Source organism: Shewanella sp. SM20, assembly GCF_025654545.1.
Lineage (GTDB): Bacteria > Pseudomonadota > Gammaproteobacteria > Enterobacterales > Shewanellaceae > Shewanella > Shewanella oncorhynchi.
Map to the genome: position 1 here is coordinate 36,033 of NZ_JAKKRK010000014.1, position 24,740 is coordinate 60,772.

Annotated in this window: 19 protein-coding genes; 12 read left to right on the forward strand and 7 right to left on the reverse strand. The window is 45.5% G+C overall.

All coding sequences use genetic code 11. From position 1 onward, the window contains the following. Positions 1-79 precede the first annotated feature (79 nt). A complete protein-coding gene (locus tag L5M18_RS07935; protein WP_263196480.1) occupies positions 80-2,026 on the forward strand; it encodes a monovalent cation:proton antiporter family protein in 1,947 nt (648 codons plus the stop codon). A gap of 110 nt (positions 2,027-2,136) precedes the next feature. On the opposite strand, the gene L5M18_RS07940 is transcribed toward L5M18_RS07935, so the two are convergent. Continuing rightward, positions 2,137-2,346, reverse strand: a complete 210-nt coding sequence (locus L5M18_RS07940; protein ID WP_006080998.1) for a cold-shock protein — start codon at positions 2,344-2,346, stop codon at positions 2,137-2,139. Between the two features lie 566 nt (positions 2,347-2,912). On the opposite strand from L5M18_RS07940, the gene L5M18_RS07945 reads away from it, so the two are divergent. From L5M18_RS07945 to L5M18_RS07980, 8 genes are all read left to right on the forward strand, one after another. After that, positions 2,913-4,787 (forward strand): DUF885 domain-containing protein, encoded by a 1,875-nt coding sequence (locus L5M18_RS07945; RefSeq protein WP_263196482.1) that lies wholly within the window; start codon positions 2,913-2,915, stop codon positions 4,785-4,787. Between the two features lie 263 nt (positions 4,788-5,050). Next, positions 5,051-8,272 (forward strand): DEAD/DEAH box helicase, encoded by a 3,222-nt coding sequence (locus L5M18_RS07950; RefSeq protein WP_263196484.1) that lies wholly within the window; start codon positions 5,051-5,053, stop codon positions 8,270-8,272. A 50-nt stretch (positions 8,273-8,322) separates the two neighbouring features. Beyond that, entirely contained in the window at positions 8,323-9,087 is a 765-nt protein-coding gene (locus L5M18_RS07955) for a phosphatase (RefSeq protein WP_263172250.1), read from the forward strand. 6 nt (positions 9,088-9,093) lie between these two features. Further along, the gene (locus tag L5M18_RS07960; protein WP_263196485.1) at positions 9,094-10,245 is read left to right on the forward strand and encodes an SDR family oxidoreductase; all 1,152 of its coding nucleotides are present in this window, start codon (positions 9,094-9,096) and stop codon (positions 10,243-10,245) included. Between the two features lie 367 nt (positions 10,246-10,612). After that, complete coding sequence (cysQ, locus tag L5M18_RS07965) at positions 10,613-11,419, forward strand: 3'(2'),5'-bisphosphate nucleotidase CysQ (RefSeq protein ID WP_263196486.1); 807 nt, start codon at positions 10,613-10,615, stop codon at positions 11,417-11,419. Positions 11,420-11,480: 61 nt separating this feature from the next. Continuing rightward, positions 11,481-12,398 (forward strand): fructokinase, encoded by a 918-nt coding sequence (gene mak, locus L5M18_RS07970; RefSeq protein WP_212600040.1) that lies wholly within the window; start codon positions 11,481-11,483, stop codon positions 12,396-12,398. 218 nt (positions 12,399-12,616) lie between these two features. After that, positions 12,617-13,318, forward strand: coding sequence for a YdcF family protein (locus L5M18_RS07975; RefSeq protein ID WP_263196510.1), 702 nt, complete (start codon positions 12,617-12,619; stop codon positions 13,316-13,318). A 57-nt stretch (positions 13,319-13,375) separates the two neighbouring features. Then, a complete protein-coding gene (locus tag L5M18_RS07980; RefSeq protein ID WP_131523788.1) occupies positions 13,376-14,059 on the forward strand; it encodes a DUF2982 domain-containing protein in 684 nt (227 codons plus the stop codon). Positions 14,060-14,166: 107 nt separating this feature from the next. Here the strand turns inward: L5M18_RS07980 and L5M18_RS07985 are convergent, their stop codons facing one another. From L5M18_RS07985 to galU, 6 genes are all read right to left on the reverse strand, one after another. Then, on the reverse strand, positions 14,167-16,464 hold the full coding sequence (locus tag L5M18_RS07985; RefSeq protein WP_263196488.1) for an OmcA/MtrC family decaheme c-type cytochrome: 2,298 nt from the start codon (positions 16,462-16,464) through the stop codon (positions 14,167-14,169). A 481-nt stretch (positions 16,465-16,945) separates the two neighbouring features. Next, positions 16,946-17,920 (reverse strand): LysR family transcriptional regulator, encoded by a 975-nt coding sequence (locus L5M18_RS07990; protein WP_263196489.1) that lies wholly within the window; start codon positions 17,918-17,920, stop codon positions 16,946-16,948. 315 nt (positions 17,921-18,235) lie between these two features. Next, positions 18,236-18,685, reverse strand: a complete 450-nt coding sequence (locus tag L5M18_RS07995) for a polymer-forming cytoskeletal protein (RefSeq protein ID WP_173245805.1) — start codon at positions 18,683-18,685, stop codon at positions 18,236-18,238. A gap of 112 nt (positions 18,686-18,797) precedes the next feature. After that, entirely contained in the window at positions 18,798-19,280 is a 483-nt protein-coding gene (gene napF / locus L5M18_RS08000; protein WP_168823154.1) for a ferredoxin-type protein NapF, read from the reverse strand. A 92-nt stretch (positions 19,281-19,372) separates the two neighbouring features. Beyond that, entirely contained in the window at positions 19,373-20,386 is a 1,014-nt protein-coding gene (galE, locus tag L5M18_RS08005) for a UDP-glucose 4-epimerase GalE (protein WP_028760579.1), read from the reverse strand. Continuing rightward, the gene (gene galU, locus L5M18_RS08010) at positions 20,386-21,294 is read right to left on the reverse strand and encodes a UTP--glucose-1-phosphate uridylyltransferase GalU (protein WP_028760578.1); all 909 of its coding nucleotides are present in this window, start codon (positions 21,292-21,294) and stop codon (positions 20,386-20,388) included. Before galU ends, galE begins: the two co-directional genes overlap by 1 nt. A 321-nt stretch (positions 21,295-21,615) precedes the next feature. Here galU and phhA point away from each other — a divergent pair, with 321 nt between their 5' ends. The 3 genes from phhA (at position 21,616) to tyrR (ending at position 24,695) form a co-directional block, all read left to right on the forward strand. After that, the gene (gene phhA / locus L5M18_RS08015) at positions 21,616-22,416 is read left to right on the forward strand and encodes a phenylalanine 4-monooxygenase (protein ID WP_263196490.1); all 801 of its coding nucleotides are present in this window, start codon (positions 21,616-21,618) and stop codon (positions 22,414-22,416) included. Between the two features lie 133 nt (positions 22,417-22,549). Next, a complete protein-coding gene (locus tag L5M18_RS08020) occupies positions 22,550-22,888 on the forward strand; it encodes a 4a-hydroxytetrahydrobiopterin dehydratase (protein WP_263196492.1) in 339 nt (112 codons plus the stop codon). Positions 22,889-23,156: 268 nt separating this feature from the next. Then, positions 23,157-24,695 carry a transcriptional regulator TyrR gene (gene tyrR, locus L5M18_RS08025; protein ID WP_263196494.1) on the forward strand — a complete coding sequence of 513 codons (1,539 nt, stop codon included), beginning with the start codon at positions 23,157-23,159 and terminating at the stop codon, positions 24,693-24,695. Positions 24,696-24,740 lie beyond the last annotated feature (45 nt).

Below are 24,740 nucleotides of genomic sequence, written 5' to 3' on the forward strand. Positions count from 1 at the left end.
TGTTAGTCATTCAGTTAAGCTTAAAACTCAGCGTTAGATTTTTTGACACGTCAGCATTTTGACAGGAGTCATAGCCCCAATGGAACATAGCTTTTTAATCCAAGTATTACTTATGCTCGTGATTGCCATTGTGGCCATTGCTGTGCTGCGCCGTTTGGGCCTACCCGCAATTCTGGCTTATTTACTCACAGGGGTAGTGAGTGGCCCAAGTGGTTTTCATTGGTTTACCCAGCATCAAATGCAATCTGTTGCCGAGCTTGGCGTTGTGCTGCTGATGTTTACCTTAGGCTTAGAGTTCTCTGTGCCGCGGCTGTGGGCCATGCGCCGGACTGTATTTGGCTTAGGCAGTGCGCAGATGGTGATCACAACCTTGTTGACCATGGGCGTGGCCCTATTGTGCGGCTTGAATTGGGTTGAAGCCTTGGTTATCGGTGCTGCCATCGCGTTGTCATCTACTGCTATTGTCCTTAAATTACTCAATGAACAGGGATGGCTGAGGCGCCGCCACGGTGAACTCTCCGTCAGCGTGCTTTTGTTCCAAGATTTAGCGGTTGTGCCGTTGTTGATCCTATTGCCATTATTGGCCAATGGCGGCGAACCTTTGATGGTCGCGGACATCGCCTTTGCCTTGCTTAAAGGCATATTGGCCTTTTTCCTCTTAATGGCGTTTGGTAAGTGGGCGTTGCCGCGGATATTTGATGAGGTTGCGCGTTCTCGTTCCAATGAGCTGTTTGTATTATCGACCTTAGTCGTCGCGCTTGTCACAGGGGCTTTTACTCAGTGGCTAGGATTATCTATGGCGCTGGGGGCATTTATGGCGGGTATGCTGCTGGGAGAAAGCCAGTACCGCCGCCAACTTGAGGCGGATATACGACCGTTTCGCGATCTATTGATGGGACTGTTTTTCATCTCCATTGGCATGATGCTGGACTTTACCTTAGTGATGCGTTTCTGGTGGCAGATACTGCTGATCTTAGTGGCGGTTTTGCTAGGTAAGGCGCTGATCATTCATGGCATTTTAAGATTAGTAGGCGAGCCCTTTCGAATTGCGATGAGTACGGCTATGAGCTTAGCTCAAGTGGGGGAGTTCAGTTTTGTGGTATTGGCTTTAGCGGTCAACTATCAACTTTTAAATAATGAGATCAGTACCATATTAGTCATGGTCGCCGTGCTTTCCATGGCAATAGCTCCTTGGTTAGTTCGTCATAGTGTGGATATTGCTAAGTGGGCGCTGGGGATCCGTCAGGCAAAGCATGTGGATGAAGCTGTGCCATTGATGATGGATGATCATGAGCTGGTGATGATTTTTGGTTACGGCCGAGTAGGGCAAACCATTGCCCGTTTTTTAAAAACTGAAGCTGTACCTTATCTGGTATTGGATCTCGATCCAACGCGCGTCACTGAAGCGCGTCGTGCGGGCGAACCTATTTATTTCGGTGATGTGTGTAAACGGGCAATTTTAAAACAAATGGGCGTTAAACAGGCCAAGATGATCGTTATCACTTTTTGTGAGTTACGTAGTTTAGAAGAAGTCTTACCTTTATGTAAGTTATTGGCACCAGAGGCTAAAATTTTAGTTAGAACCAAAGACGACAGTGATCTAGACTTGCTTAAAAAGGCGGGAGCTAATCAAGTGATCCCTGAGTCTTTAGAGGGGAGCTTGATGTTAGTATCGCAGGTACTACACCAATGTGGTGTGCCATTGGCACGGATCCTAAAACGGCTAGAATCTGAGCGGCGCAATCATTATCAATTTTTACACGGCTTCTTTTCCGGCACAGAAACTGATTTTACTTTAGAGTCATTGCATGCGGTGGCATTACCGCGTGGGGCTGATGCGATTGGTAAAACCGTTGCCGATATCCTGTGGGAAACATTGAAAGTAGAGTTAAGGGCGATTCGTCGCAATGGCGCCGAAGTGGAACATCCTGAGCAGGACTGGGTTTTTCGTGCAGGGGATATCTTACTGATAGTGGGTAAACCACGGCGACTTGAGAAAGCTGAGGCTAAGCTCCTACATGGCTAAAGGCCTGAGGTTCACTCTTTTGAGATGGATGAAAATGCAGATATAAAAATGCCGACATAGTGTCGGCATTTTTGTCTGGAACTTGTTAACTTAAATTAGACAAAGTCTAATTACAGAATAACTACGTTCGCAGCTTGAGGACCTTTTTGGCCTTGTTCGATGTCAAAAGAAACCTTTTGACCTTCAGCAAGAGTTTTAAAGCCTTCTGAAACGATTGCGCGGAAATGAACGAATGCGTCAGCGCCACCATTGTCAGGAGAAATAAAACCAAAACCTTTATCTTCGTTAAACCATTTAACTACACCAGTAGTTTTAGACATGAATGTCTCCAAAATTTTCAAACAAATAATTCGCAATTATGCGGTATGTTAGCCAGAAATAGAATTATTTACATTGATGATAAGTTATGAGTGGAAAGCTTCATGACAGCAAAAAAAATATTACAGGCGTAGCGAAGGTTTTCAAATACATAATATTGCTTATAAATAGGTCTGAATCACAGGCCGGAGTGCAGATTAACATACTCTAGGGGTTTGTATAGTTTTATTTTTAAATACTTCTCATATTGAAACTTCTTTTTTGCTACTTATTGAGTGCGGAATTAGATATAACTCTTAATATTCAAAGCAATAGGTTTTATGTTTGATTGTTATCTAGTGTAAAAGTTTTTTTATGTTTGCCACGACTGACTTGCGATTAACCTTTCAATCCGTTCCATTAGGTTTAAATGCGGCTTGTATGCTTAGGTAAGGATTCTGTCATGATTCGTTACGTTATTGAATTGTTGCTTATTTGTGGTTAATGGTATTCTCGTCATCCAATAAAAACGTGCTTGAGCTATGGATTCAGGGCGATAACTGTAGACCCAATATAATAAGAATGGAGAATGACGTTGAAAACAGTACTGAAACGGATTGGACTCGGCAGCTTAGTCTTAGTGCTGTTATTAGTGGCGCTGGCCGCCCATGAATGGTTTGCGAAAAAACCGTTTTTCTTTCGCGCGTTCTTAGATCGAAGTGTGGTCAAGATGGCTTTCGAAAGCCCTGAGACCTTAACCTCATTGGGTTTCTTAGAATCGGTAGGGATTACAGGCCATAACGCCGAGTTGGATGATGATAGTCCAGAGGCGATGGATAAGACTTTCGCGCAAGTGCGAGATCTGCGTGAAACCTTATTGAGCTATTCCGATGCGGATTTAGATGAAAATCAACGTATCTCCAAGGATATTGCCTTATATCTTGCCGATTTCGCATTGGTCTCTGAGCCGTATCGTTACCATAACTATCCGCTGAATCAGTTGTTTGGTGTGCAAAACGGGTATCCCAGCTTTATGCAGGCGCAGCACCAAGTCCATTCTGTTGGCGATGCTGAAAACTATCTGTCGCGTTTACAAAAGGTGAAACTTAAGTTTGCGCAAACTCTCGAAGGCTTAAAAATCCGTGAAGCTAAAGGGATTATTCCACCTAAGTTTGTGATTGAGCGAGTACTGACCGAGATGAATGATTTTGTCGCGACGCCGATTCAAGACAATATCCTATACAGTTCATTCAAAACCAAATTAGCTGACACGGATATCAGTGCCGATGAACAAGCACGCTTATTGGCCGCCGCCGAAGCGGACATTAAAGGTTACGTGCATCCGGCGTATCAATTATTTATCGACTACCTTACCCAGCTACAAGCCAAAGCTGGGACGGATGATGGTTATTGGGCGCTGCCAAATGGCAACCTTGCCTATGAGCAATTGCTGAAGTTCTTTACGACCACTAATTACACTGCGGACGAAATCCATGCCAAAGGGCTCGCTGAGGTAGATCGCATTCAAAATGAAATCATGACTATCTTAGCCGCTGAAGGTTACGATATAAGCCAAGGTTTCTCGGTCGCGATTGAAGCATTAGCCGCCGATCCTAAGTTTTACTACGAGGATAGCGATGCGGGTAGGGCGCAAATCCTCGTCGATTATCAAGCCATTCTTGATGAAGTGAATGCGGGACTCGGTGATGCCTTCCGTATTCGACCCGAAGCGGGCATGGAAGTGGTGCGTATTCCTGAGTTTAAAGAGAAAACGGCACCGGGAGCCTATTATCAGCAGCCCGCGATTGACGGCAGTCGTCCAGGGCGTTTCTATGCCAATTTATATGACATCAAGGCCACGCCTAAATACGGTATGCGCACTTTAGCCTACCACGAGGGGATCCCTGGGCATCATTTCCAAATTGCAGTGGCGATGGAGTTAGAAGGTATGCCACTTATTCGTAAGATGGCGCCTTTTACGGCGTACATTGAAGGTTGGGCTTTATATAGCGAACGTTTGGCGTGGGAGCTCGGTTTTCAAAAGGATCCCTTTGATAATATCGGTCGTCTGCAGGCTGAGTTGTTCCGCGCTGTGCGTCTAGTGGTGGATACGGGTATTCATCATAGTCGTTGGACTCGCGAGCAAGCGATTGACTATATGAAGAAAAATACTGGCATGTCCGATCGTGATGTCACGGCTGAGATTGAGCGTTATATCGTTATGCCAGGTCAAGCGACGGCTTATAAAGTCGGCATGATGAAAATTCTCGAACTGCGCGAAAAAGCCAAGTTGGCCTTAGGTGATAAGTTCGATCTCAGGGATTTCCACGATGTAGTTCTGAAGAATGGTGCAGTTCCTTTGGATATCTTAGAAACATTAGTCGATCGCTACATTGCTGATAAAAAAAGTGCTGATACAAAAAATGCTGAGGCCAAAGCCACTGACGCTAAAGCGAAAGTTTAGCATTTGGTTGTAACAGTTAACGCTCAGTAATTGATAATAAAGTATTATTTATCAATTGCTTTACTCTTGGTAAAGCTCATACTCTGTCTGCGAATAAGTGTGTTCTCTTAATCTTGCAGGCAGGGTGGGTTTATTGATAGAGGCTATCATTCTGGCTTTCGGCCAAGGCTTTCAATACAATCCCACACAACTTATTGATAAATGTCGCGCGGCAATGGCTTGCTATTGCTCGGAGTTGATATTTTTAGTTTCAAGGTTTTTACATGAATCGCTTGTCCCCCCAAGATCCTATCCAATTGACTCGAACCACTATTGAGTCATTATTCACGCCGCCAACCTTAATGCGTGCCCGTGATTATGTGATGAAGGGACGGGTGTTGAGCGCCAAAGCGAACGCCGATTTTCGTCATATTGAAGGTCGTGTCATGGGGACGGAATCCCAGCCCTATCGGCAGGATATTCGCCTTGTCAGCATGAACCATAAGTTGATCATGAATGGCTTCTGTTCATGTCCCGCCACTGGGCATTGCAAACATATTGCTGCCGTACTTTACAGTTTACTTAGCGATAGAACCGTTGAAGATCAACGTATTGCTCAGTGGTTACATCTGCTAGACGAAAGTGATGATCTCACGGTTTCAAATGTCGATTTACTCTACGACGATCGCGTGCTGTACGTGTTATCTAAAGATGATAACGGTGTCTTTCTTGAGCTAAGAAAAGGCAAGTTGGCGAAGAATGGTGGCTATAACAAAGGCTCGAAAATCGCTTTGTCTGACGTGCAATATTATATGCCCGCTTGGATTGGCGCAGAAGACGTGCTCATCATCAATCTCATCATGTCAACCCGTCGCCATGGTGCCTCGCGTCTGTATCTTAAAGCTCAGTTAGGTGCCATGGCACTGGAAAAAATGCTCGTCACTGGGCGGTGTTTTTGGGAGGAGAGTCGTTTACCGCTCACCCGAGGTGAAGCGAGCAAGCCTGAATTCATTTGGCTAGATAAGGATGCCGAGCATAAACAAATGCAGTTAATGCTGCCCAATAAAGACAATTGGGAGCTTATCCCCTGTGAGCCTCCGACTTATATCGATTTAGATTATTTTAAAGTGGGCGCATTGGACACTGAGATCAGTGTTGAAAAGCTGTTATTACTCAGTCAGATGCCGCCAGTGCCTAGCTCACAGATTGAACTGGTGAGCCACAAACTGATTAAGCATTTTTCGGCGAAAACGGTACCTACGCCTGCTTTGATTGATTTTGTCGAGCTGCAAGTGCCGCTTCAAGTTAGGTTGACCTTAACCTCGCAGGATTTACCTGAGTTTGCTATGGCGCAGCCATTAGTGCTGTTGGAATTTGTCTATCAAGACGTGGTGCTCGGCGGCCAATATCCCGACGAGCCCTTGTCCTTAGTCACTCATCAAGGCAAAACCTATCAAGTCGCGCGTCAACTCGATGCGGAAATGGATGCGATTAATCGTTTGATGGCATTGGAACTGGTGGAGCTGGCGCCTTCTTTTATCCCTAACAGTGGCAGCTATGTCAGTATTTGGGGGTTAGGTTCACTGCCTGAAACGATTGATGCTTGGTTGCACTTTATTCAACAGGAAATCCCGGCGCTAGAGGCTTTAGGTTACCAAGTGCATTTTGCCGACAATTTCAGCTTAAATGTCATTGATACTCCGCTGGCGATTGAGCTGGATGATACACAAGAGGGTTGGTTTTCTCTGTCACTGAATGCTGACATCGATGGTCAAATAGTGCCTATGCTGCCCTTAATTGCCACTTGGCTTAAGCAGTACGGTGAGCCCGCCGATGATGCAGAACTGCTGTTACCCAGCCCAAATGGTGATTGGTTAAAAGTCAAAGCCAGCGTGATTAAGCCGCTGATCAGCATTATTTTAGAACTGTTCGATAGCCACAAAGGCAATAGCGTGTCTTTGCCTAAATACCGTGCCCACCTATTAAATGATTTTGCCGACAGTGATATTCGTCTGCTTAATGGCGAACGGGTACGCAGTTTAGCGACTAAGCTCGAAAATTTTAACGGTGTGTTAGAGGTCGCAGTCCCAGACAACTTAAATGCTGAATTACGTCAGTATCAACAGCAAGGGTTGAATTGGCTCTGTTTCTTAAAGGAATATCAGCTTGGCGGTATTTTGGCCGATGATATGGGGCTGGGTAAAACCATTCAAACCTTGGCTTTTTTACTTAAGCAGCAAGCACTAAAATCCACGGTGGCAAGTTGTTCACCGAGTTTAATTATTTGCCCAACGAGCTTAGTGGGTAATTGGGCGAAAGAAGCCGCGAAATTTGCGCCTTCGTTAAAGCTAGTCGTTATTCATGGTGCTTTACGCAAGCCTTTGCTCGAACGCTTAAATGAGTTTGATATTGTGGTGACGACCTATCCGCTGATCGTGCGCGACAGTGACTATTATCAACGGCAGGTGTTTGAACATATCGTGCTGGATGAAGCGCAGCAGATAAAAAATGCGCAGGCGAAAGTGACTCAAGTGATTAAAGATCTTAAAGCGCCGTTTAGATTGTGCCTGTCGGGTACGCCGCTTGAAAATCACTTAGGTGAACTTAAGTCTTTGATGGATTTTTGTTTGCCCGGATTACTCGGTACTAATGCTTTTTTTAACAAATCCTTTAGGCACAAAATCGAACGTTATGGGGATATGGAACAAGCGCAAATCTTGAGTCAACGGATTGCGCCTTTTGTGCTGCGCCGAACCAAAGATGAAGTGGTCGGTGAATTACCCCTTAAAACCGAAATCTCCCAGAGCTTAGAGTTAGAAAAAGATCAGCGAAATCTCTACGAGAGTATTCGACTGGTGATGGAGAAAAAACTGCGGGATTTATTTGCCACTCAAGGCGTTGGTAGCAGTCATATCGAGTTTCTCGATGCCTTACTTAAGTTACGCCAAGCCTGCTGTGATCCGCGCTTGGTGAAGTTAGAGCAAGCGCAGAAAGTGAAGAATAATGCTAAGTTAGACTGGCTAAAACAGAACTTGCCCGAGATGGTGCAAGAGGGACGTAAGATATTGATTTTCAGCCAGTTCACTAGCATGCTCAGCTTGATTGAAGCTGAGCTGGTGGACTTGGGGCTTGATTACAGTAAGCTCACAGGACAAACTCGCCTGCGCCAAGCGCAGATAGATAAGTTCCAAGAGGGCGATACGCCTGTGTTCTTAATCAGCTTAAAAGCGGGCGGCACTGGGCTCAATCTCACCGCGGCGGATACTGTGATCCACTATGATCCCTGGTGGAATCCGGCGGCGGAAAAACAGGCTACAGATAGAGCCCATCGTATCGGCCAAGATAAGCCAGTGTTTGTTTATAAGCTGATTGCAGAAGGTACAGTAGAAGAAAAAATCCAAGAAATGCAGCAGCATAAGCAAAGTCTGGCGGACAGTATTCTCGAAGGTAAAGGCAAGGGCACATGGCAAGGAAGCGCCGATGAACTGTTATCGCTTTTTAGCTAAATCGTGGCCAGTTTTTCTAAATTGATTGAATCATTTGACTGAGGTGAACCATGCAGTACCAAGTCGACACTCATACCCATACTGTGGCTTCGAGCCATGCTTATAGCACGATTCATGACTACTTAGCGGTGGCAAAGCAGAAGGGGATTCGCCTATTTGCCACCACAGATCATGGGCCTGCGATGGCCGATGCGCCGCATTTTTGGCACTTTGTGAATTTAAGAGTTTTGCCACGTATGGTTGATGGCGTCGGGATTTTGCGGGGTATCGAAGCTAATATCAAAAATATCGACGGCGAGATTGATTTCTTTGGTGATTATTTAAAGCAGCTCGATATTGTGCTCGCAGGATTTCATGAGCCCGTCTATCCTCCGTCAGATAAAGCGACTCACACAGAGGCCATGATTAATGCGATTAAGAGTGGCAAGGTTGATATCATTACTCATCCGGGAAACCCCGCCTACCCGATTGATATTGAAGCCGTTGCCCGCGCCGCTGCCGAATACGGTGTAGCGCTCGAAATTAACAATTCCTCCTTTGAAGTGTCCCGTAAGGGCAGCGAAGCCAATTGCACTGCGATTGCTAAAGCGGCCAAGGAATTTGGCACGATTTTAGTTATGGGCTCTGATTCCCATGTGGCCTTTAGTTTGGGCGGTTTTGCGCGGGCGCAAGCGATTATCGATGAAGTGGCTTATCCGCCATCACGATTACTCAATCGTAGTCCTTCAGCACTCTTAGCCTTTTTAGCCGCCCGTGGCCATGAAACCGTTACCGATTTGATCCCCTTATTCAGTGACGATGAGCCATGCTGTTGATTAGTGATGAAAATAGTGGCAACTAAAGTGACGCCACTTCAATGCGGGGCGGCGAGTGCCACAGATGCTAACATTCCTCAAGTGGTGTTAATCACTGGTGCGAAGAGTCAGCTCGCTCAGGCCTTGCTGAAAGTCGCTGCCGATATTGGTGAGCTAGCCCCAAATACCAGCACAAGTACAAGTACAAGTGCAAACTCAGTCGCACCAATTAAGCTTTATGCGCTAAGTCGCAGTCAGTTAGACATTACCGATGCCGTCAATATTGCAGCAGTGTTTACTCAATATCGACCAAGCTGGGTGATCAATTGTGCGGCCTATAATGCGGTCGATGCTGCTGAGCATGATGCAATCGAAGCCAATCGTGTGAATGCACTCGGCCCTGAGTTATTGGCGCAGCAATGTTGGCTGTCGGGGGCGCGTTTACTGCATGTGTCGAGCGATTATGTGTTTGGTGGTCATGCTGTTTGCGGTATTGCTCATGCAACTGGTGATGCTAGAGACGCTGGCCTTGAACAACATCAAAACCCTGACTTAGCTCCAAATCCAAACCCAAACCAAGTTCATTTACCAAGGTCATTTGTTGAACTCGATGCTCCCGAGCCGTTGTCAGCTTACGGTACGAGTAAGTTGCTCGGTGAGCAGAAGGTATTGGCCATCTTGGGCGAGCGCGCAACGATTGTGCGCACCTCATGGCTCTACGGTCAAGATGGGCATAATTTTGTCCAAACCATGCTGAACTTGATGCGCACTCAACCAAGATTGCAGGTGATAGTCGATCAAATCGGCTGTCCGACGTGGAGTGATGCACTCGCTAAGGTGATTTGGCAATTAGTCATGCAACAGTGCTCGGGCGTATTTCATTACAGCGCTCAAGGCCAATGCAGTTGGTATGAATTTGCCTGTGAAATCCAGCGACAAGCCCTAGCGCTCAATCTGTTAAGTCAACCTGTGGTTATCCAGCCGATTACCAGCGCTCACTATGCTAAACAAGCATTAAATCGCGGCGTGAGTTTGGCAAAAAGACCGAGTTATAGCGTGTTGAATAGTGGTAAATTACGCTCTACTTTGGCTACGAATAATGCACTGTCGATGCCTGAACAGATCGAGTGGCAAGATTGGCGTCAGCAACTGAATTGCATGTTGCGGCGGTTATCTTGACGATAATGAGCGTGACTCACATTTTGCTTTAGGCTGCTTTAATCAGGCGTTAAGTGTTTACGTCGTCTGAGTGATTAACGCTGTCGAAAACAATAAGCCCGCCAATAATCAGATTTAAGCGACGGCTTTAGACTATCAATATGAAAACATAGGCTGTGAATACGAATGCAGCTGGACTTAAGACTCTTCTCAGCGCCAATGGCTTGCCTTAGTATCGTAATCACTTTGTTTATCTGTGGTTTTGTGCGCCGTGGTTTAAGCCGCAAGTCTTAGTCTATTTTGCTTGATGTATGATGAATTTGTTCTAAATTCCCCTTGGATGACAATGGCATAATGCCAAGATATTTAATGCATTAAGGAAGTTTCAGTGACAGACAAGACGACAATAGCGCAGACATTGACCAAACAAGATCTACTGCAAGTGGCCGCGATTGCCAAAGCCGCAGGCGATGCCATTATGACAGTTTATGGTCAAGATGACTTTTCGGTGAGCCATAAGGGGGACGATAGCCCCGTGACGGCGGCTGATTTAGCCGCGCACCACGTGATAGTGGCGGCATTGGCAAAGCAGTTTGTCGGTATTCCTATTATGTCTGAGGAGGCGGCGGATATCGCGTGGGACGTGCGTCGTCAATGGCAAACCTATTGGTTGATTGATCCCTTAGATGGCACTAAGGAATTTATTAAGCGCAATGGCGAGTTTACCGTCAATATTGCGCTTATCCATCAAGGGGTTGCTATCGCAGGTGTAGTATATGCGCCTGTGCTCGATACCTATTATTACGGCGCTAAACATTTAGGTGCATGGCGCCAACAAGCGGGTCAAGATAGCCCCTTATTGGGCGCCAACACGCCACGCGAAATGCCGATGATTGTCGGCAGTCGCTCGCACTTGAGCCCTGGTTTAGCGCAATATTTACAACAGTTTGGTGAGCATGACATCTTAAGCGTAGGGAGTTCGCTTAAGTTTTGTATGTTGGCAGAAGGCAGTGCCGATCTGTACCCCAGACTTGGCCCAACCAGCGAATGGGATACTGCGGCGGCGCAAGCTGTGCTCGAAAGTGCAGGCGGCACAGTTGTCTGTTATGACTCAGGTGAACCATTAACTTATAATCAAAAACCTGACATTTTAAACCCTTACTTTATTGCCACAGCTCCTGGCTGGGTAAAATAACGATTGCCTTTCATCAATCTCACTTGATGAAAGGGCAAGCTAAACACTGGAGTAGTAATTCATGATGCGCATGGGCGTCGATTTAGGCGGAACAAAAATAGAATTAGTCGCACTGAGTGATGAGGGCAATGAGCTATTTCGCAAACGTGTGACGACGCCACGTGACTATCAGGGCACGCTTGCTGCGGTGGTTGATTTAGTTAAGGAAGCGGAAGCGACTCTTGGCGAGAAAGGCACTGTCGGCGTGGGTATTCCTGGTGTGGTATCGCCCTATTCAGGTTTAGTCAAAAATGCTAACTCGACGTGGATCAATGGTCAGCCCCTCGATGTACATTTAGGGGAATTGTTGCAGCGTGAAGTGCGGGTTGCCAATGATGCAAACTGTTTTGCGGTATCAGAGGCAGTCGATGGGGCAGCCGCTGGCGCTTCTGTGGTGTTTGGCGTGATTATTGGTACTGGCTGCGGCGCGGGTGTGGCAATTAACGGCAAAGTTCACGGTGGTGGCAATGGTATCGGCGGTGAATGGGGTCATAATCCTTTGCCTTGGATGACCAAGGAAGAGTTCAATACCACCCGATGTTTCTGTGGCAATCCCGATTGTATCGAGACCTTTATTTCAGGTACTGGCTTTGTGCGTGATTATAATGCGGCTTTGACGGCTGCGGGTACAGTGCGCGCTGCTGCCAAATCAGGTGCCGATATTATGTTGTTAGTCGATGAAGGTGACGCCATTGCGGTTGCTGCATTTGATCGTTATATGGATAGACTCGCTCGTTCACTCGCCCATGTGATCAATATGCTCGATCCCGATGCCATAGTGTTGGGCGGCGGAATGTCGAATGTCGCGGCGATTTACCCAAGATTACCGGCATTGCTGGCCCATTATGTGGTGGGACGTGAGTGTCATACGCCTGTGGTGCAGAATCTATACGGTTGTTCATCGGGAGTGCGCGGTGCCGCTTGGTTGTGGGAAAAGTGATCCATTATTGAGGATATAAACTCCACCAGTGAACTCATTACTCTATGAAATCAACGTCTAGTGATATCAGAGTCTTGTAAACAATAGCCCAGTAAAACGCCGGGCTAGCTTTATGTGCGATGTATTCCCCCCGTATTTTGATGCTATGATTGCGCTCCTTTGGATTGCTTGGCATGGACATCATGTTTTGGGTTAAGAAAGTTGTTTCACAGGGGATGATGCCGATTCCCTTTATCCTATTGTTATTACTGATTTCTTTTCTAGTATGGCGCCGTCGCAGTATGGCGAAATACTTAGTATCCTGCGCTTTTTTTCTCTTACTGTTTTTAAGCAGTCAACTGAGTGTGAATACCTTAGTGCGGCCGTTAGAATCAGCTTACCCGATTAATTCCACGCCCATCGCAGGCGCTTGTTTTGTGATGGTATTAGGTTCAGGGCATGCTGATATAGTAGGAGCGACTGCGGTGCAATCCTTATCAGACGTCGCCCTTACAAGGTTAACTGAAGGAATTCGGCAACTTAAGTTGGGTCAAGAGTGTATGTTGATTGTCAGTGGCGGGGGCGGTGAACTCACTCAATTTTCCCATGCTGAAATGATGGCTAAAGCCGCGGTAGAGCTAGGTGTTGATAAAAGCCGAATTATTCAATTTCCACTGGCGCGCGATACGATAGAAGAAGCGCAATACTTAAAGTGGGAGTTAGGGGAGGAGCCCTTTCGCTTAGTCACATCGGCCACTCATATGCCAAGGGCGATGGCTATTTTCGCCGCTAAAGGCTTACACCCCGATGCTGCCCCAACGGATTTTATTGGCCGAGATGATTTTTGGTGGCGGTTAACTGCCGATAATTTAGTGGCTTCTCAACGGGCGATTCACGAATACATTGGCCGTTTGTGGTTATGGATAAAGGCCGTAAGTTAAAGGTGTGGTTTGCCAAGTTCAGTCTAAAGATAGTGAGTTTTAACAGGAAGATGAACAATGACAATTGAGTCAGAAATAGTATCTGTGCGTCCTTTATCGAAACGAAATGGGTTAACCTTAACTTGGCTGGGAGGCTTAAGTCTGGTGCTGGGTTTGGGACTGTTTCTGACGTGGCCGGCCTTGTTTGCTGTTGGTTTGATGTTTTTTAGTTTGGGCGCTATTTCACTCATTCTCGGTTTAGCCAAGGTGTATGAGCCGGAAACGACTCTAGCACTAGATGACAAGGGGCTGACCTATTTTCATCGCCGCGGCAAAGTGTCTATCGATTGGGATAATATTCAGCGGGTCGATATTCCGCGGGTGACTAATGGTTTAGATACTATAGAGTTATCTTATTTAGGCATTAAACTGAAACATTTAAATCCCATTCTCGATAATATTTCCCTGCGTCTAGCAACAGGATTATTAACTGAACAGCGACCTTTGCTGGTGACAGCCGCCTCTCAAGATGCAGACTTAGCGACTTTAGAAACTTATCTCGGCGCTGAGTTTGGCCCTTTAGTGATAGAAGGGGATCGTTATCGTGGTGTATTGGCTATGTTTGGGCATCGCTGCGTGATGTTAGATACGCGTTTAGGGTATCACTTGTATATTCCCCATGACAGTTTAGATAGGGAACCTAAGGACTTTATTAAGTTACTTAGACAACGTATTGCACAATGTAGCCGCTCAGCTGGTTAAATCTACAATCTCAATTGAAGATCATCAGCAATAAAAAAGGGGACCCTAGGGTCCCCAATGAGTTGCAGAGATTAAAGTTTGGGTTGTGCAGGGGCAACCCAAAGGTACTAGTGTGCTACCTCTGCGTGTACCTTATCTACACCGTAGGTTTTACCTTCAGCATGACAAGTTGCGCAAGATTCTACTGGTAAGTTAGGATCTGTCATTGCGTCAGCTTCAACCACAGCACCGTTGCTTCTAAAGTGAGCGACAGCCGCTGCATCAGAGTGAGCGTGACAGCTACGGCATGATTCAGCTACTGGGCTAATGTAGTTGCTACCCACTTTGATTGAACGTTTCTCAGAGGCTAAACCACCGTCAGCCGCAAACAGTTTTGCATCATCTTTGTGACATGCAGAACATGCAGTTTCTGGTGACGGATAACCGACTAATTCACCATTGGCATCGCGGAAGATCCCTGCGATAACATCAAAGTTACCACTGTGGAAACGGTGGGCGACGGTGAATAAGTCTTTGTTATTGAAAGTGACTTCTGGATTAATGACTTTGCTACCGTCTTCACCTTTAGAAACCACTGTTTTATGGCCTGATGCACCTGTTGTATCGTTGTGACAGTTCATACATTGATCAAAAGTGTAAGTTCCGTGTCTGGTGCCCTTGATATAATCTAAGGTGCCGTGACAGGCGTTACATTTTGCTTCTTCTACGGTAATTCGAGCAGGATCTGTCATTCGAGCTTTAACTACTGCAGAAGCATCTAAGCTATAGAATTTAACAGGAGCAGTGTTACCAATTGGATTTGTTGGGCCAAATTCAAGTCCTGTGGCATTACAGCTACTCACTTTACCTGCTTTGATACAGACGTTGGCTTCTGAACTGACGTAGATAGTACCTACAGCTTGGGCATCGGGAATATCTTTTACGAAGGTTAATACACCATCGGCCAGCGTACCATTTTCAAGCTTAAGAGCGATTGCTGTTGGTTTGACATCTCTCCAAGCGTAAACAGTACCATCAGTGGTTACGTTACCCAGTAATAAGCCGTTAGCCACAAACATACCTGTAGGGTTAGTTGTCGCGTTATACACTTTTAAATCGGTTCCGTTAGGAATTGCAGCGCCATTCATGGTCACATTGGCTTTTAATGTCAATGTTTTCATTCCAGGTGTTGCTGAAGTCGCTACTGCTGCACTGGTAAAGTCAACTTTGAATAGGCTTGCATACTCAGCGCGTTTACCGACACTGTGCACAGCTTCAGGTGTTAAGCTACCGCTGCCATGGCAAGATTTACATTGAGTATCATCAGCTTGGGCTAAACCAAATTCTGAATGGTTTTCGCCAGTGGTGAAGTTCACATTGATATGACAACCCACACAAGCTTGTGCATAAATATTGGTGTTATAACTTGGTGCACCATCATGACAAGATTTACATTCTTTCAAATCAGATGGGAAACCAACTTCACCGAAATATTCTTTTGCTTCGCCACTTAAGCTGTCACTGATGTGATGACCTGCGTGGATCCTATGGATCATGGGAGCAAAATCAAAAACCCAACCTTCGGCCAGTTGTGCGTCACTTGGAACGAGATCAGGGTTATGGCAAGTTACGCAGTTTTTAACATCTTGGTAGTTATGGTGGGCTTCAATCTTCGCGATATGGCTGTCTACTTCACCGTGACAGTTTTTACATGCCGCACTAGATACTGTGTCTTTACCCGATACACCTAATTCATCTGTTGCAGGGATAAAATCAACGGGTACAGACAAAATCTTGTCAGATAGGACAACACCAGTACTATCAGCGATGTTGTAAGCACGTAAAAAGACTCTGTGTACTGCGTTTGGATTATCATTTGGATTAATGATTGGCGCTGCGCCACCATAAGTCCAAGTTGCTGTGTAAGTGCCTGGCGTCGCTGTATCTTCGGTTAAAGTACAAGCGTTTTTAGTTCCGTTCAGGCCGTTTAGAGTACAAGTTAACGAAGTGCCAGCTGCATTTGCCGTGGCATTATTTTGCCACTCAATCGGCGCGCCAGTACCTGAGGTGTTTTCATTTGCTGTTAAAGAATAAATTGCAATTTTATCCAGTCCTTTGAAAGGGACTACTTTGCCTGCATTTTTACCCGTAACAGTAAATTTAACACTGAAGCCTTCACTGCTGGTTACTTTAATGTCAGCAGGACTTAACGTGAATGCCAGATCTGTAATGGATTGAGCTGTCGTTGCGAAGGAACCCGCAGGGGCTCCGGGTGTACCTGGTGTTCCGGGAGTGCCTGGTGTTCCGGGTGTACCTGGTGTGCCAGGTGCCCCATCTTGACCATCGCTTCCGTCCCCGCAGGCGGTAAGACTTAAGGTACTGACGAGAGCCAGTGCCAGTAGAGATTTATTGTAGTTTTTCATCATCGCGTCCCTTTTTCTATCTATAAGACTGCGTGTGCAGTGCCTCTAATATAGGAGGATTCATCTACTTATAAAGTGGTATTTGCAAATTTGTATCTGATATGTGAACGATGATTTAACACCTGCGAATGGTAATTCTAAACTTTGCATTTTGATATTTTAAATAGTGAAATTAAGCTGCTAGCCTATGATGTGTATCACAATTTCAATCTTTAAACTTAGGCCGAAATGATGAATTCATTTTCGGTTAAGCAAAATGAACGATGTTAAGAGAGCCTGAATCTTAAGTCGTTATCTTAAGGTTTTGAGCATAAAAGCAATGGGATAAGAGGGCGAGGATTGGGGGAAGATATGGCATTTTAAAGTGATTTAATTGTGCCTTGGATAAATAGAAGCCATAACCCAGTAAACCCACTTAACATCCATGACGTAAGCTCATGACGTAAGCTAGGTTGATGAACTTAGTGTGTAATCTATTTTTGTATTAGTGTGCTGGTTCGAGTGCGGCAAGTAAGGAGCGCACGACGAGATCACACTGGCTTTGGCTGTAACGCCGATGAATTGCAGGTTTCTCAATCAGATAATAATGTGGCGCCATCATAGTTTCGTGGAGTCTATTAAGCTCTGTGTCGCTAAGGCGCTCGAGATGTAATCCGGGCATATGTTTAACTGTGTGCATATCAATGCTAGAACAAAAAGCCACACTCTTCATGGTTAATAGATGGGCATACCATTCCTCCCTGTCTATCACTTTCTCTACGGTAGGCAATAAGATACCTTGGCGCTGGCAAAATAATTCTAAGGGATCGATTTTACTGTTAAAGCCCTTGAGTTCTTGAAACAGAAACGGATGGCGACAAATTTGCTCTAAGGTAATATTCGTCTCAACGTCCCAAAGTGGGTGTTGCTTGGCTGCAACGATATAAATGCCATTGATTGAGCCAAGTTTGGTGTAACTTAATTCTTTATTTTCAGCACTTTCAAACGTAATCCCAAAATCAAGCGCACCTGCGTGGATCAACTCAGCGCTATTTTCCTGCCATTTATGTAAGCGTATTTGTCCTAGCTTTTGGGCAAGTTCAGGAGTGCTTAACTGAGGCGCTAAAAAGCTTAGCAGGCCATTACAAGCAGCGATATGCAGCGGTAAGTCGGTATTGATGGCCGCATTTTGTATCTGGATTGCAGATTGTTCGAGGTGATAAACCGATTCAGTAAACTGGCAAATAGCAACGTAGAGACTTTCTGCTAAAGGCGTCGGTTTAAGCCCCTGTTGACGACGATAAAATAGTTCATCGTTAAAGGTTAGGCGTAATGCATTGAGGCAGCGGCTTATTTTGGGTGCAGAAACATCTAGCGCTTTGGCCGCGCTATTTGCGTGCCCAGTGTCGAAAATACTTTTAAATACAAGCAAGGTAAAAACATCGAGTTCACAGATCTGTTTTAGTAATAAGTTGCTCATTTTGTATTTTGCCCTGTATGAGTCTTAAATGTTTTTGCGGCGCTATTAGGGGAGTTCTGTGTCCTTGCGATTACCCGAACCACCGCGATCAAATATCATGGATACTAACTGCCAATATTAACATTCAGCATGCGGATTAACTGTGATCCCTCTCGGCAAAATAACAATTATTTAACCATTGTAAAGAGAGGGGGGGGGAGTTAGATGAGTAGGCGCTATGTTTAACGTCGAGCGGAAAGGAATGATTGAGCTAAAAGAGTGAGTCAAAGTCTGCTCGCCTAAGGCGGCGAGCAAACGATAGTGATGCATTTAGGATTAGCGAGATTCTATGACGTCGTTTTGCACGGACGGTAAGTTGAGTGAATCTGCTGTTGGGGTATGGCCTATTGCATGGGAGTAAATGGTTGGTGCATCTTCTTTAATCCGCATCCCGATAAATTGGCCACCCTCAAGGATTTGCATTGAGGTACTTGCCACTTCGCCGTCGACAACACCATTACGTTGGATCACTAAACGCTCACAAATAAGTCTGCCTTTGAAGTGCCCATCGACGATAAATTCATGGCACTTTACTTCACCTTGAATTATACCGCCTTGTTCTATGGTGATATTGGCCTCAGAAAGCAGCTGACCTTGGATATCACCGCCAACAAGCACGTCGCCTGTTAATTCGATATTTCCCGTGAGTTTAGTGCCTCGAGCAATAAAGCTAAAAGAGGTACTTTTTTTAGGCGGGAAAAACAGTTTTTTTACAAACATCATCATAAATTAACTTAATTCGAGAAGGGATTAACTGAGTTCAACAGAGGCGCGATACTAGCTTAAAATCCATGAGAAGCACAGCTCTGCATGTGTTAATGCAATTACAGTGTTTCTATCAAGTTGGTCGTTTTATCTCAATGGCTTTGCTAGGGCAAGGAGCTACGCAGGCACCGCATCCAGTACAAAGATCAAGATCTATTTTGGGGCTCGGAGCCTGACCAATACTGAGCACAAAACTGATGGCTCTTGGTTCGCAGGCATCCTTACAACTTTGGCACCAGATCCCTTGAAAGGTTAAGCAGCTTTCTTGAATATGGGCTTGGTATTGCCAAGGTGCTTGAGTCAAATCGAAAATATTTTCAGGGCAAGCCTTAGCACACAGGGTACAAAATGTGCACTCATTGTCCTTAAAGGAGACTTCAGGAAATCCGCCATCACCTTTGATGATAATGTGAGTTTCACAAACCTCAAGACAGGCGGAACAACGAGTACACACATCGGTAAACTCGATATCATCACGTACCCAAGGCGGCCTTATCGCATTATCTTTACGCCGGCGAAAGAGGCTGCGACGGCTGTGATTAATACTTTGAGTCATGTTGCTCCTCGGGTGGTTAATGATGTAAAGCGATGGTATTTAGAGGGATAAAGAAAAATGGCTTGGGAGATTTCCACAAGCCATTCAAGTTATTAGCCGTTATAACCATTCGGATTGGTTGATTGCCAATGCCAGCTACTGTTGGCCATATCTTCTAGGGTATGAGTCGCTTGCCAGCCAAGATCTTCCCTTGCGTGGGTTGGATCGGCGTAGCAGGCGGCAATATCCCCTGGGCGACGTGGCGCAATTTGGTAGGCAATAGTGTTACCACAGGCTTTTTCAAAGGCCTTAACCATGTCTAATACACTATATCCTTGGCCTGTGCCTAAGTTATAGGTTACTAGACCAGGCTTAGTGGCCAATTTTGCGAGCGCTTTTAAATGGCCATTGGCTAAATCCACGACATGGATATAGTCACGCACGCCAGTACCGTCGTGAGTCGGATAATCATTACCAAACACGCTTAAGGCGGTGCGTTTACCCACGGCAACCTGCGCAATAAAGGGCATTAAGTTGTTAGGGATATCGTTAGGATCTTCGCCGATTAAGCCACTGGCATGGGCGCCAACCGGATTAAAATAGCGCAGACGGGCGATATTCCAGCTCGGATCGGCATTGTGTACATCTGCCAGTATATGTTCAACCATCAACTTAGACTGACCATAAGGGTTTGTTGCCCCTGTGGGAAAGTCTTCGGTGATCGGTAAACTTGCGGGATCACCATACACAGTTGCCGATGAGCTGAATACGAGATTTTTTACCTTAAACTCTGCCATGACTTGGCAAAGGATAAGCGTACCTGTAACGTTATTCTCATAATACTTCAGGGGTTTTGCGACGGATTCTCCCACCGCTTTTAATCCTGCAAAGTGGATAACTGAATCAATAGCATGATCGTTAAACACTTTCTGCAATAACGCTTTATTGAGAATATCGCCTTGATAGAAAGTAACCGATTTACCAGTGATTCGCTCGACTCGGTTTAAGGCTTCTATGCTTGAATTAGACAAGTTGTCCAATACAATCACATCATTACCAGCATTGAGCAGTTCTACTACTGTGTGGGTGCCAATATAGCCAGCACCACCGGTCACTAAAATCGTCATTACTTAATTCCTTTTACAACGGTTTTTAAATAGTGCGCAAAATCTTCACCGATTTCGCTGTGGCGCAGGGCATATTCAACGTTAGCACGCATATAACCTTGCTTGTTACCACAGTCATGGCTCTTACCTTCCATGTAGTAAGCATTTACGGTTTCTTGCTTCATTAACATCGCAATCGCATCCGTTAATTGAATTTCATCGCCTGCGCCCGCAGGGGTTTTAGCCAGTAGCGGCCAAATGCTGGCTGGTAACACATAACGGCCTACAACGGCTAAGTTAGATGGCGCTTCATCCACGGCTGGCTTCTCAACCAGTTCGACTAATGGCTCAGATTCACCCGGTTGTAAATCATGACCATTCACATCAGCAATACCGTATTGGTTGACGACGTTATGTGGCACGCCTTCCACCATGATTTGACCGACTTGGGTTTCATCAAACAGGGCAACCATAGCGGCTAAGTTATCGCTACGAAGGTCACAGCTGGCTTCATCTATGATCACATCCGGTAGCAATACGGCAAATGGTGCATCGCCGACGACAGATTTAGCACACAAAATCGCATGACCTAAGCCTTTAGCTTGAGATTGGCGCACGCTGATCACTGTTACATCTTTAGGACAAATTGATTGTACGGCTTCAAGTAATTGACGTTTAACGCGGCGTTCTAATTGGGCCTCTAATTCGAAACTGGTATCGAAATGGTTTTCGATAGAGTTTTTACTGGCGTGGGTCACGAGTACAATTTCTTTGATCCCAGCCGCGATAGCTTCACTGACTACGTATTGAATCAATGGCTTATCGACAACAGGTAACATTTCCTTTGGAATTGCTTTGGTCGCTGGAAGCATACGAGTGCCTAGGCCTGCGACAGGAATAACGGCTTTACGAATTTGATGTTGTTTCATTGCGAACCTTTTAGGTCAAGGAGATGCGGTTAATGGCCAATATTGTAAATGACCTGCACAGAAAAGCTATTTAGAAACGCTGAAAACTTAGGATATTTAAGTATTTTTACAGCGAAGTCGACGTAAGTTTTAGCAAAGGTAGCACAGTGCATCTAATCCAGCATGGGTGATGTGCACTTGCATGGCGTTTTTAATACCCTTGTAATATTTGCTTTACGTTTACGTCACAGTAGTGGTGCAAGAATAAAGTGTGAGGGAGTTAACAAATTTAAAGGCTTAGATCACTATGGTTCCATGAGCGCTAGCCACTAAGTGAAGACTATGACGAAAGGAACAGAGTACATCGCTCACAGAGCTGATGACACAGGGTTTATCAACTACCCGCAAGAAGAACATGAGATTTGGAGCCAGCTTTATGCCCGTCAAGCGATAAACCTGCCTGGCCGTGCCTGTAAGGAGTATTTGCAAGGGCTAGATGCCTTGGCTATGCCAAAGGATCGTATTCCGCAACTTACTGAAATTGATACTGTATTGCAAGCGACCACCGGCTGGAAAACGGCAGCCGTACCTGCGCTTATTTCCTTCGGCCGTTTCTTTGAACTGCTGGCCAATAAAGAGTTTCCTGTGGCGACATTCATTCGCCGTAAGGAAGAGTTTGATTACCTGCAAGAGCCTGATATTTTTCATGAAATCTTTGGTCATTGCCCTTTGCTCACCAACCCTTCATTTGCTAATTTTTCACATATGTATGGCCAATTAGGTTTACATGCCAGCAAAGAAGAAAGGGTGTTTTTAGCGCGTTTATACTGGTTTACGGTTGAGTTTGGCTTGCTACAGCCTAAAGATGGCCCCTTGTGTATCTATGGTGGCGGTATTTTAAGCTCACCTGGTGAAACTTTATATGCAATGGGAAGTGACGTGCCAGAACGTCAGCCTTTTGATTTATTGAATGTGTTGCGAACCCCATATCGCATCGACATTATGCAGCCGATTTATTATGTGATTGAACACATTGATATACTTGATGAAATTGCCAAAATGGACATCATGAGTTATGTCACTAAGGCACGTCAGTTAGGTTTATTTGCTCCTAAATATCCTCCCAAAGCCAAGGCGAGCTAGTCTCGATTCGATGGATGGTTTTTGATGTGTCATTTGAGTCGCCATCTAATTTAGTCATGTGATTTAAGTAATTAATAAGTAATGAGTAAAGTGCAACTAAATATCCCTATTAATGTTGCCAACAGGAGTATGTATGACTGCGTTATCGAATATGAAATGTGAAGCGTGCCAAGCCGATGCACCAAAAGTGACCGATGAAGAATTGGCAGAACTTATTCGTATGATCCCTGACTGGGGCGTGCAAGTGCGTGACGGCGTAATGCAGCTTGAGCGCGTCTACAAGTTTAAAAACTTTAAACTGGCGATGGCATTCACGAATAAGCTGGCGGATTTAGCGGAAGAAGAATTCCACCATCCAGGCATTTTCACTGAATGGGGCAAAGTGACTGTCTCTTGGTGGTCGCACTCCATTAAGGGGCTACATAAGAATGACTTCATCATGGCCGCCAAGACAGACCAGTTACTAGGTTAATTATTTAATCAATTTAATCAGCATCTTAATGTGTTTTATGATGCTGATTTTTTCTTCCTGTTACAATTCAACTGTAAACTAGGCTTGCCACTTTCAGTTTAACCTTCTAACGTATACGGGCTCTGCTATTTCCCCTCATCGCTGACGTTTTCGTCAAAGGTAACGATTTGCCTAGCAAGCGTTATTTTTGTTGTAAAGCCTAAGGCGAAAAATAGCTCTGCACGGTTTATCCCCAAAATTCAAATCAAAAAAGGGAATATCAGTCATTATGCGCTTGGAAGTCAGCTGTCAGGATCGTGTTGGTTTAGCCAAAGATATCTTAGTCGTGTTAGAGCGTTATGGTATTAATTTAATTGCCATTGATGCCAGTAACCAAGGATTCCTGTACTTACAATTTGCCGAAATCAGTTTTGAAACCTTGAGTGCCTTGATGCCGCAGATCCGCAAAGTGGAAAGCGTCCACGATGTGCGTACGGTGTCATTTATGCCCTCAGAGCAAGAACATTACGCCCTTAAAACCCTGCTCAAAACCTTACCGGACTCCGTTTTTTCTATCGATGCCAAGGCTCGTATCCGTATCGTTAATGAGTCCGCCTTGCTCAATATCGGCATGGGTGAGCACGAAGTGCTTGAAGAGTCGCTTAATCATTGGGTGCAAGGTTTTAACTTCAGCCGTTGGTTGAGTGAAGCACAAGTATTGCCACAAGCGGCGCGAGTACAAATCGGTCCAAACGAATATTTAGCGGAAATGCTGCCGATTTACCTACCCGATGAGGATGAAAAGACCATCTTGGTTGGTGCTGTGGTGTCGCTGAAATCCCCTGCGCGCGTTGGAAAACAGTTTAACGCGCTGCAGAACCAAACCACTGGCTTTGAAAATGTATTAGCCAGCAGTGACAAGATGAAGGAAGTGCTTAAGCAAGCGCGGCGTATGGCCCAGCTCGATGCACCTTTGTTGATCACGGGTGAAACGGGTACTGGCAAAGAATTAATGGCCAGAGCTAGCCATGATGCGGGGATGCGCCGTGAAAAACCTTTTATCGCCATCAACTGCGCCGCTCTACCCGACAGCGCTGCCGAAGAGGAATTATTCGGTTACGTCAGTCAGGGTAAAGTCGTCAAACGAGGCTTTTTTGAAGAAGCTAAGGGGGGCACAGTATTTCTCGATGAAGTGGCGGAAATGTCTAGGGCGGCTCAAGTTAAGCTGCTACGGCTATTGCAAGATGGCACTTTTAGACGCATAGGGGGCGATGAAGAAGTGCGTGCTGATGTGCGAATTATTTGCTCGACCCAGAAAAATTTAGCTGAACTATGCCAAACCGGTGAGTTTAGGGAAGATTTGTATTATCGCATCCATGTGTTGAGTTATTACATCCCGTCTTTACGCGAGCGTAAAGTTGATATCATTCCACTGACGGAAATGTTCCTCGAACATTACAGTCAACAGTTGTCTAGCCCAGTGCGACGGATTTCGGCCCAGTGCCGCGATCATTTGCTCACCTACGCTTGGCCAGGTAACGTACGCCAATTAAAGAACGCGGTATTTAGAGCCGTGTCTATGTGGGATGGCTCGGCCGAGTTGACGGTAGAACAGCTGAAATTGCCGTCATACGCCGAAGGTTTTGGTTACTTTGATAATGAGTTTGAGGGCAATCTGGACGATGCAATGAAGCAGTTTGAAGCGAGTCTGTTGCGTCGATTATATCCGGCCTACCCGAGCACTCGCCAGTTGGCGAAAAAGCTAGGTGTATCACACACAGCTATTGCTAATAAACTGCGTGAATACAAGATAGCCAAGCGCCGTTAGTCAGAGTCTCGTTGGGTTGACACAGTCAATGTAACAGTATCGTTC

Bases quoted from the DNA above. Each gene is read 5' to 3' on its own strand.
- L5M18_RS07935 (WP_263196480.1), top strand. From the start codon at position 80: ATGGAACATAGCTTTTTAATCCAAGTATTACTTATGCTCGTGATTGCC.
- L5M18_RS07940 (WP_006080998.1), bottom strand. From the start codon at position 2,346: ATGTCTAAAACTACTGGTGTAGTTAAATGGTTTAACGAAGATAAAGGT.
- L5M18_RS07945 (WP_263196482.1), top strand. From the start codon at position 2,913: ATGACGTTGAAAACAGTACTGAAACGGATTGGACTCGGCAGCTTAGTC.
- L5M18_RS07950 (WP_263196484.1), top strand. From the start codon at position 5,051: ATGAATCGCTTGTCCCCCCAAGATCCTATCCAATTGACTCGAACCACT.
- L5M18_RS07955 (WP_263172250.1), top strand. From the start codon at position 8,323: ATGCAGTACCAAGTCGACACTCATACCCATACTGTGGCTTCGAGCCAT.
- L5M18_RS07960 (WP_263196485.1), top strand. From the start codon at position 9,094: ATGAAAATAGTGGCAACTAAAGTGACGCCACTTCAATGCGGGGCGGCG.
- mak (WP_212600040.1), top strand. From the start codon at position 11,481: ATGATGCGCATGGGCGTCGATTTAGGCGGAACAAAAATAGAATTAGTC.
- L5M18_RS07975 (WP_263196510.1), top strand. From the start codon at position 12,617: ATGCCGATTCCCTTTATCCTATTGTTATTACTGATTTCTTTTCTAGTA.
- L5M18_RS07980 (WP_131523788.1), top strand. From the start codon at position 13,376: ATGACAATTGAGTCAGAAATAGTATCTGTGCGTCCTTTATCGAAACGA.
- L5M18_RS07985 (WP_263196488.1), bottom strand. From the start codon at position 16,464: ATGATGAAAAACTACAATAAATCTCTACTGGCACTGGCTCTCGTCAGT.
- L5M18_RS07990 (WP_263196489.1), bottom strand. From the start codon at position 17,920: ATGAGCAACTTATTACTAAAACAGATCTGTGAACTCGATGTTTTTACC.
- L5M18_RS07995 (WP_173245805.1), bottom strand. From the start codon at position 18,685: ATGATGATGTTTGTAAAAAAACTGTTTTTCCCGCCTAAAAAAAGTACC.
- napF (WP_168823154.1), bottom strand. From the start codon at position 19,280: ATGACTCAAAGTATTAATCACAGCCGTCGCAGCCTCTTTCGCCGGCGT.
- galE (WP_028760579.1), bottom strand. From the start codon at position 20,386: ATGACGATTTTAGTGACCGGTGGTGCTGGCTATATTGGCACCCACACA.
- galU (WP_028760578.1), bottom strand. From the start codon at position 21,294: ATGAAACAACATCAAATTCGTAAAGCCGTTATTCCTGTCGCAGGCCTA.
- phhA (WP_263196490.1), top strand. From the start codon at position 21,616: ATGACGAAAGGAACAGAGTACATCGCTCACAGAGCTGATGACACAGGG.
- L5M18_RS08020 (WP_263196492.1), top strand. From the start codon at position 22,550: ATGACTGCGTTATCGAATATGAAATGTGAAGCGTGCCAAGCCGATGCA.
- tyrR (WP_263196494.1), top strand. From the start codon at position 23,157: ATGCGCTTGGAAGTCAGCTGTCAGGATCGTGTTGGTTTAGCCAAAGAT.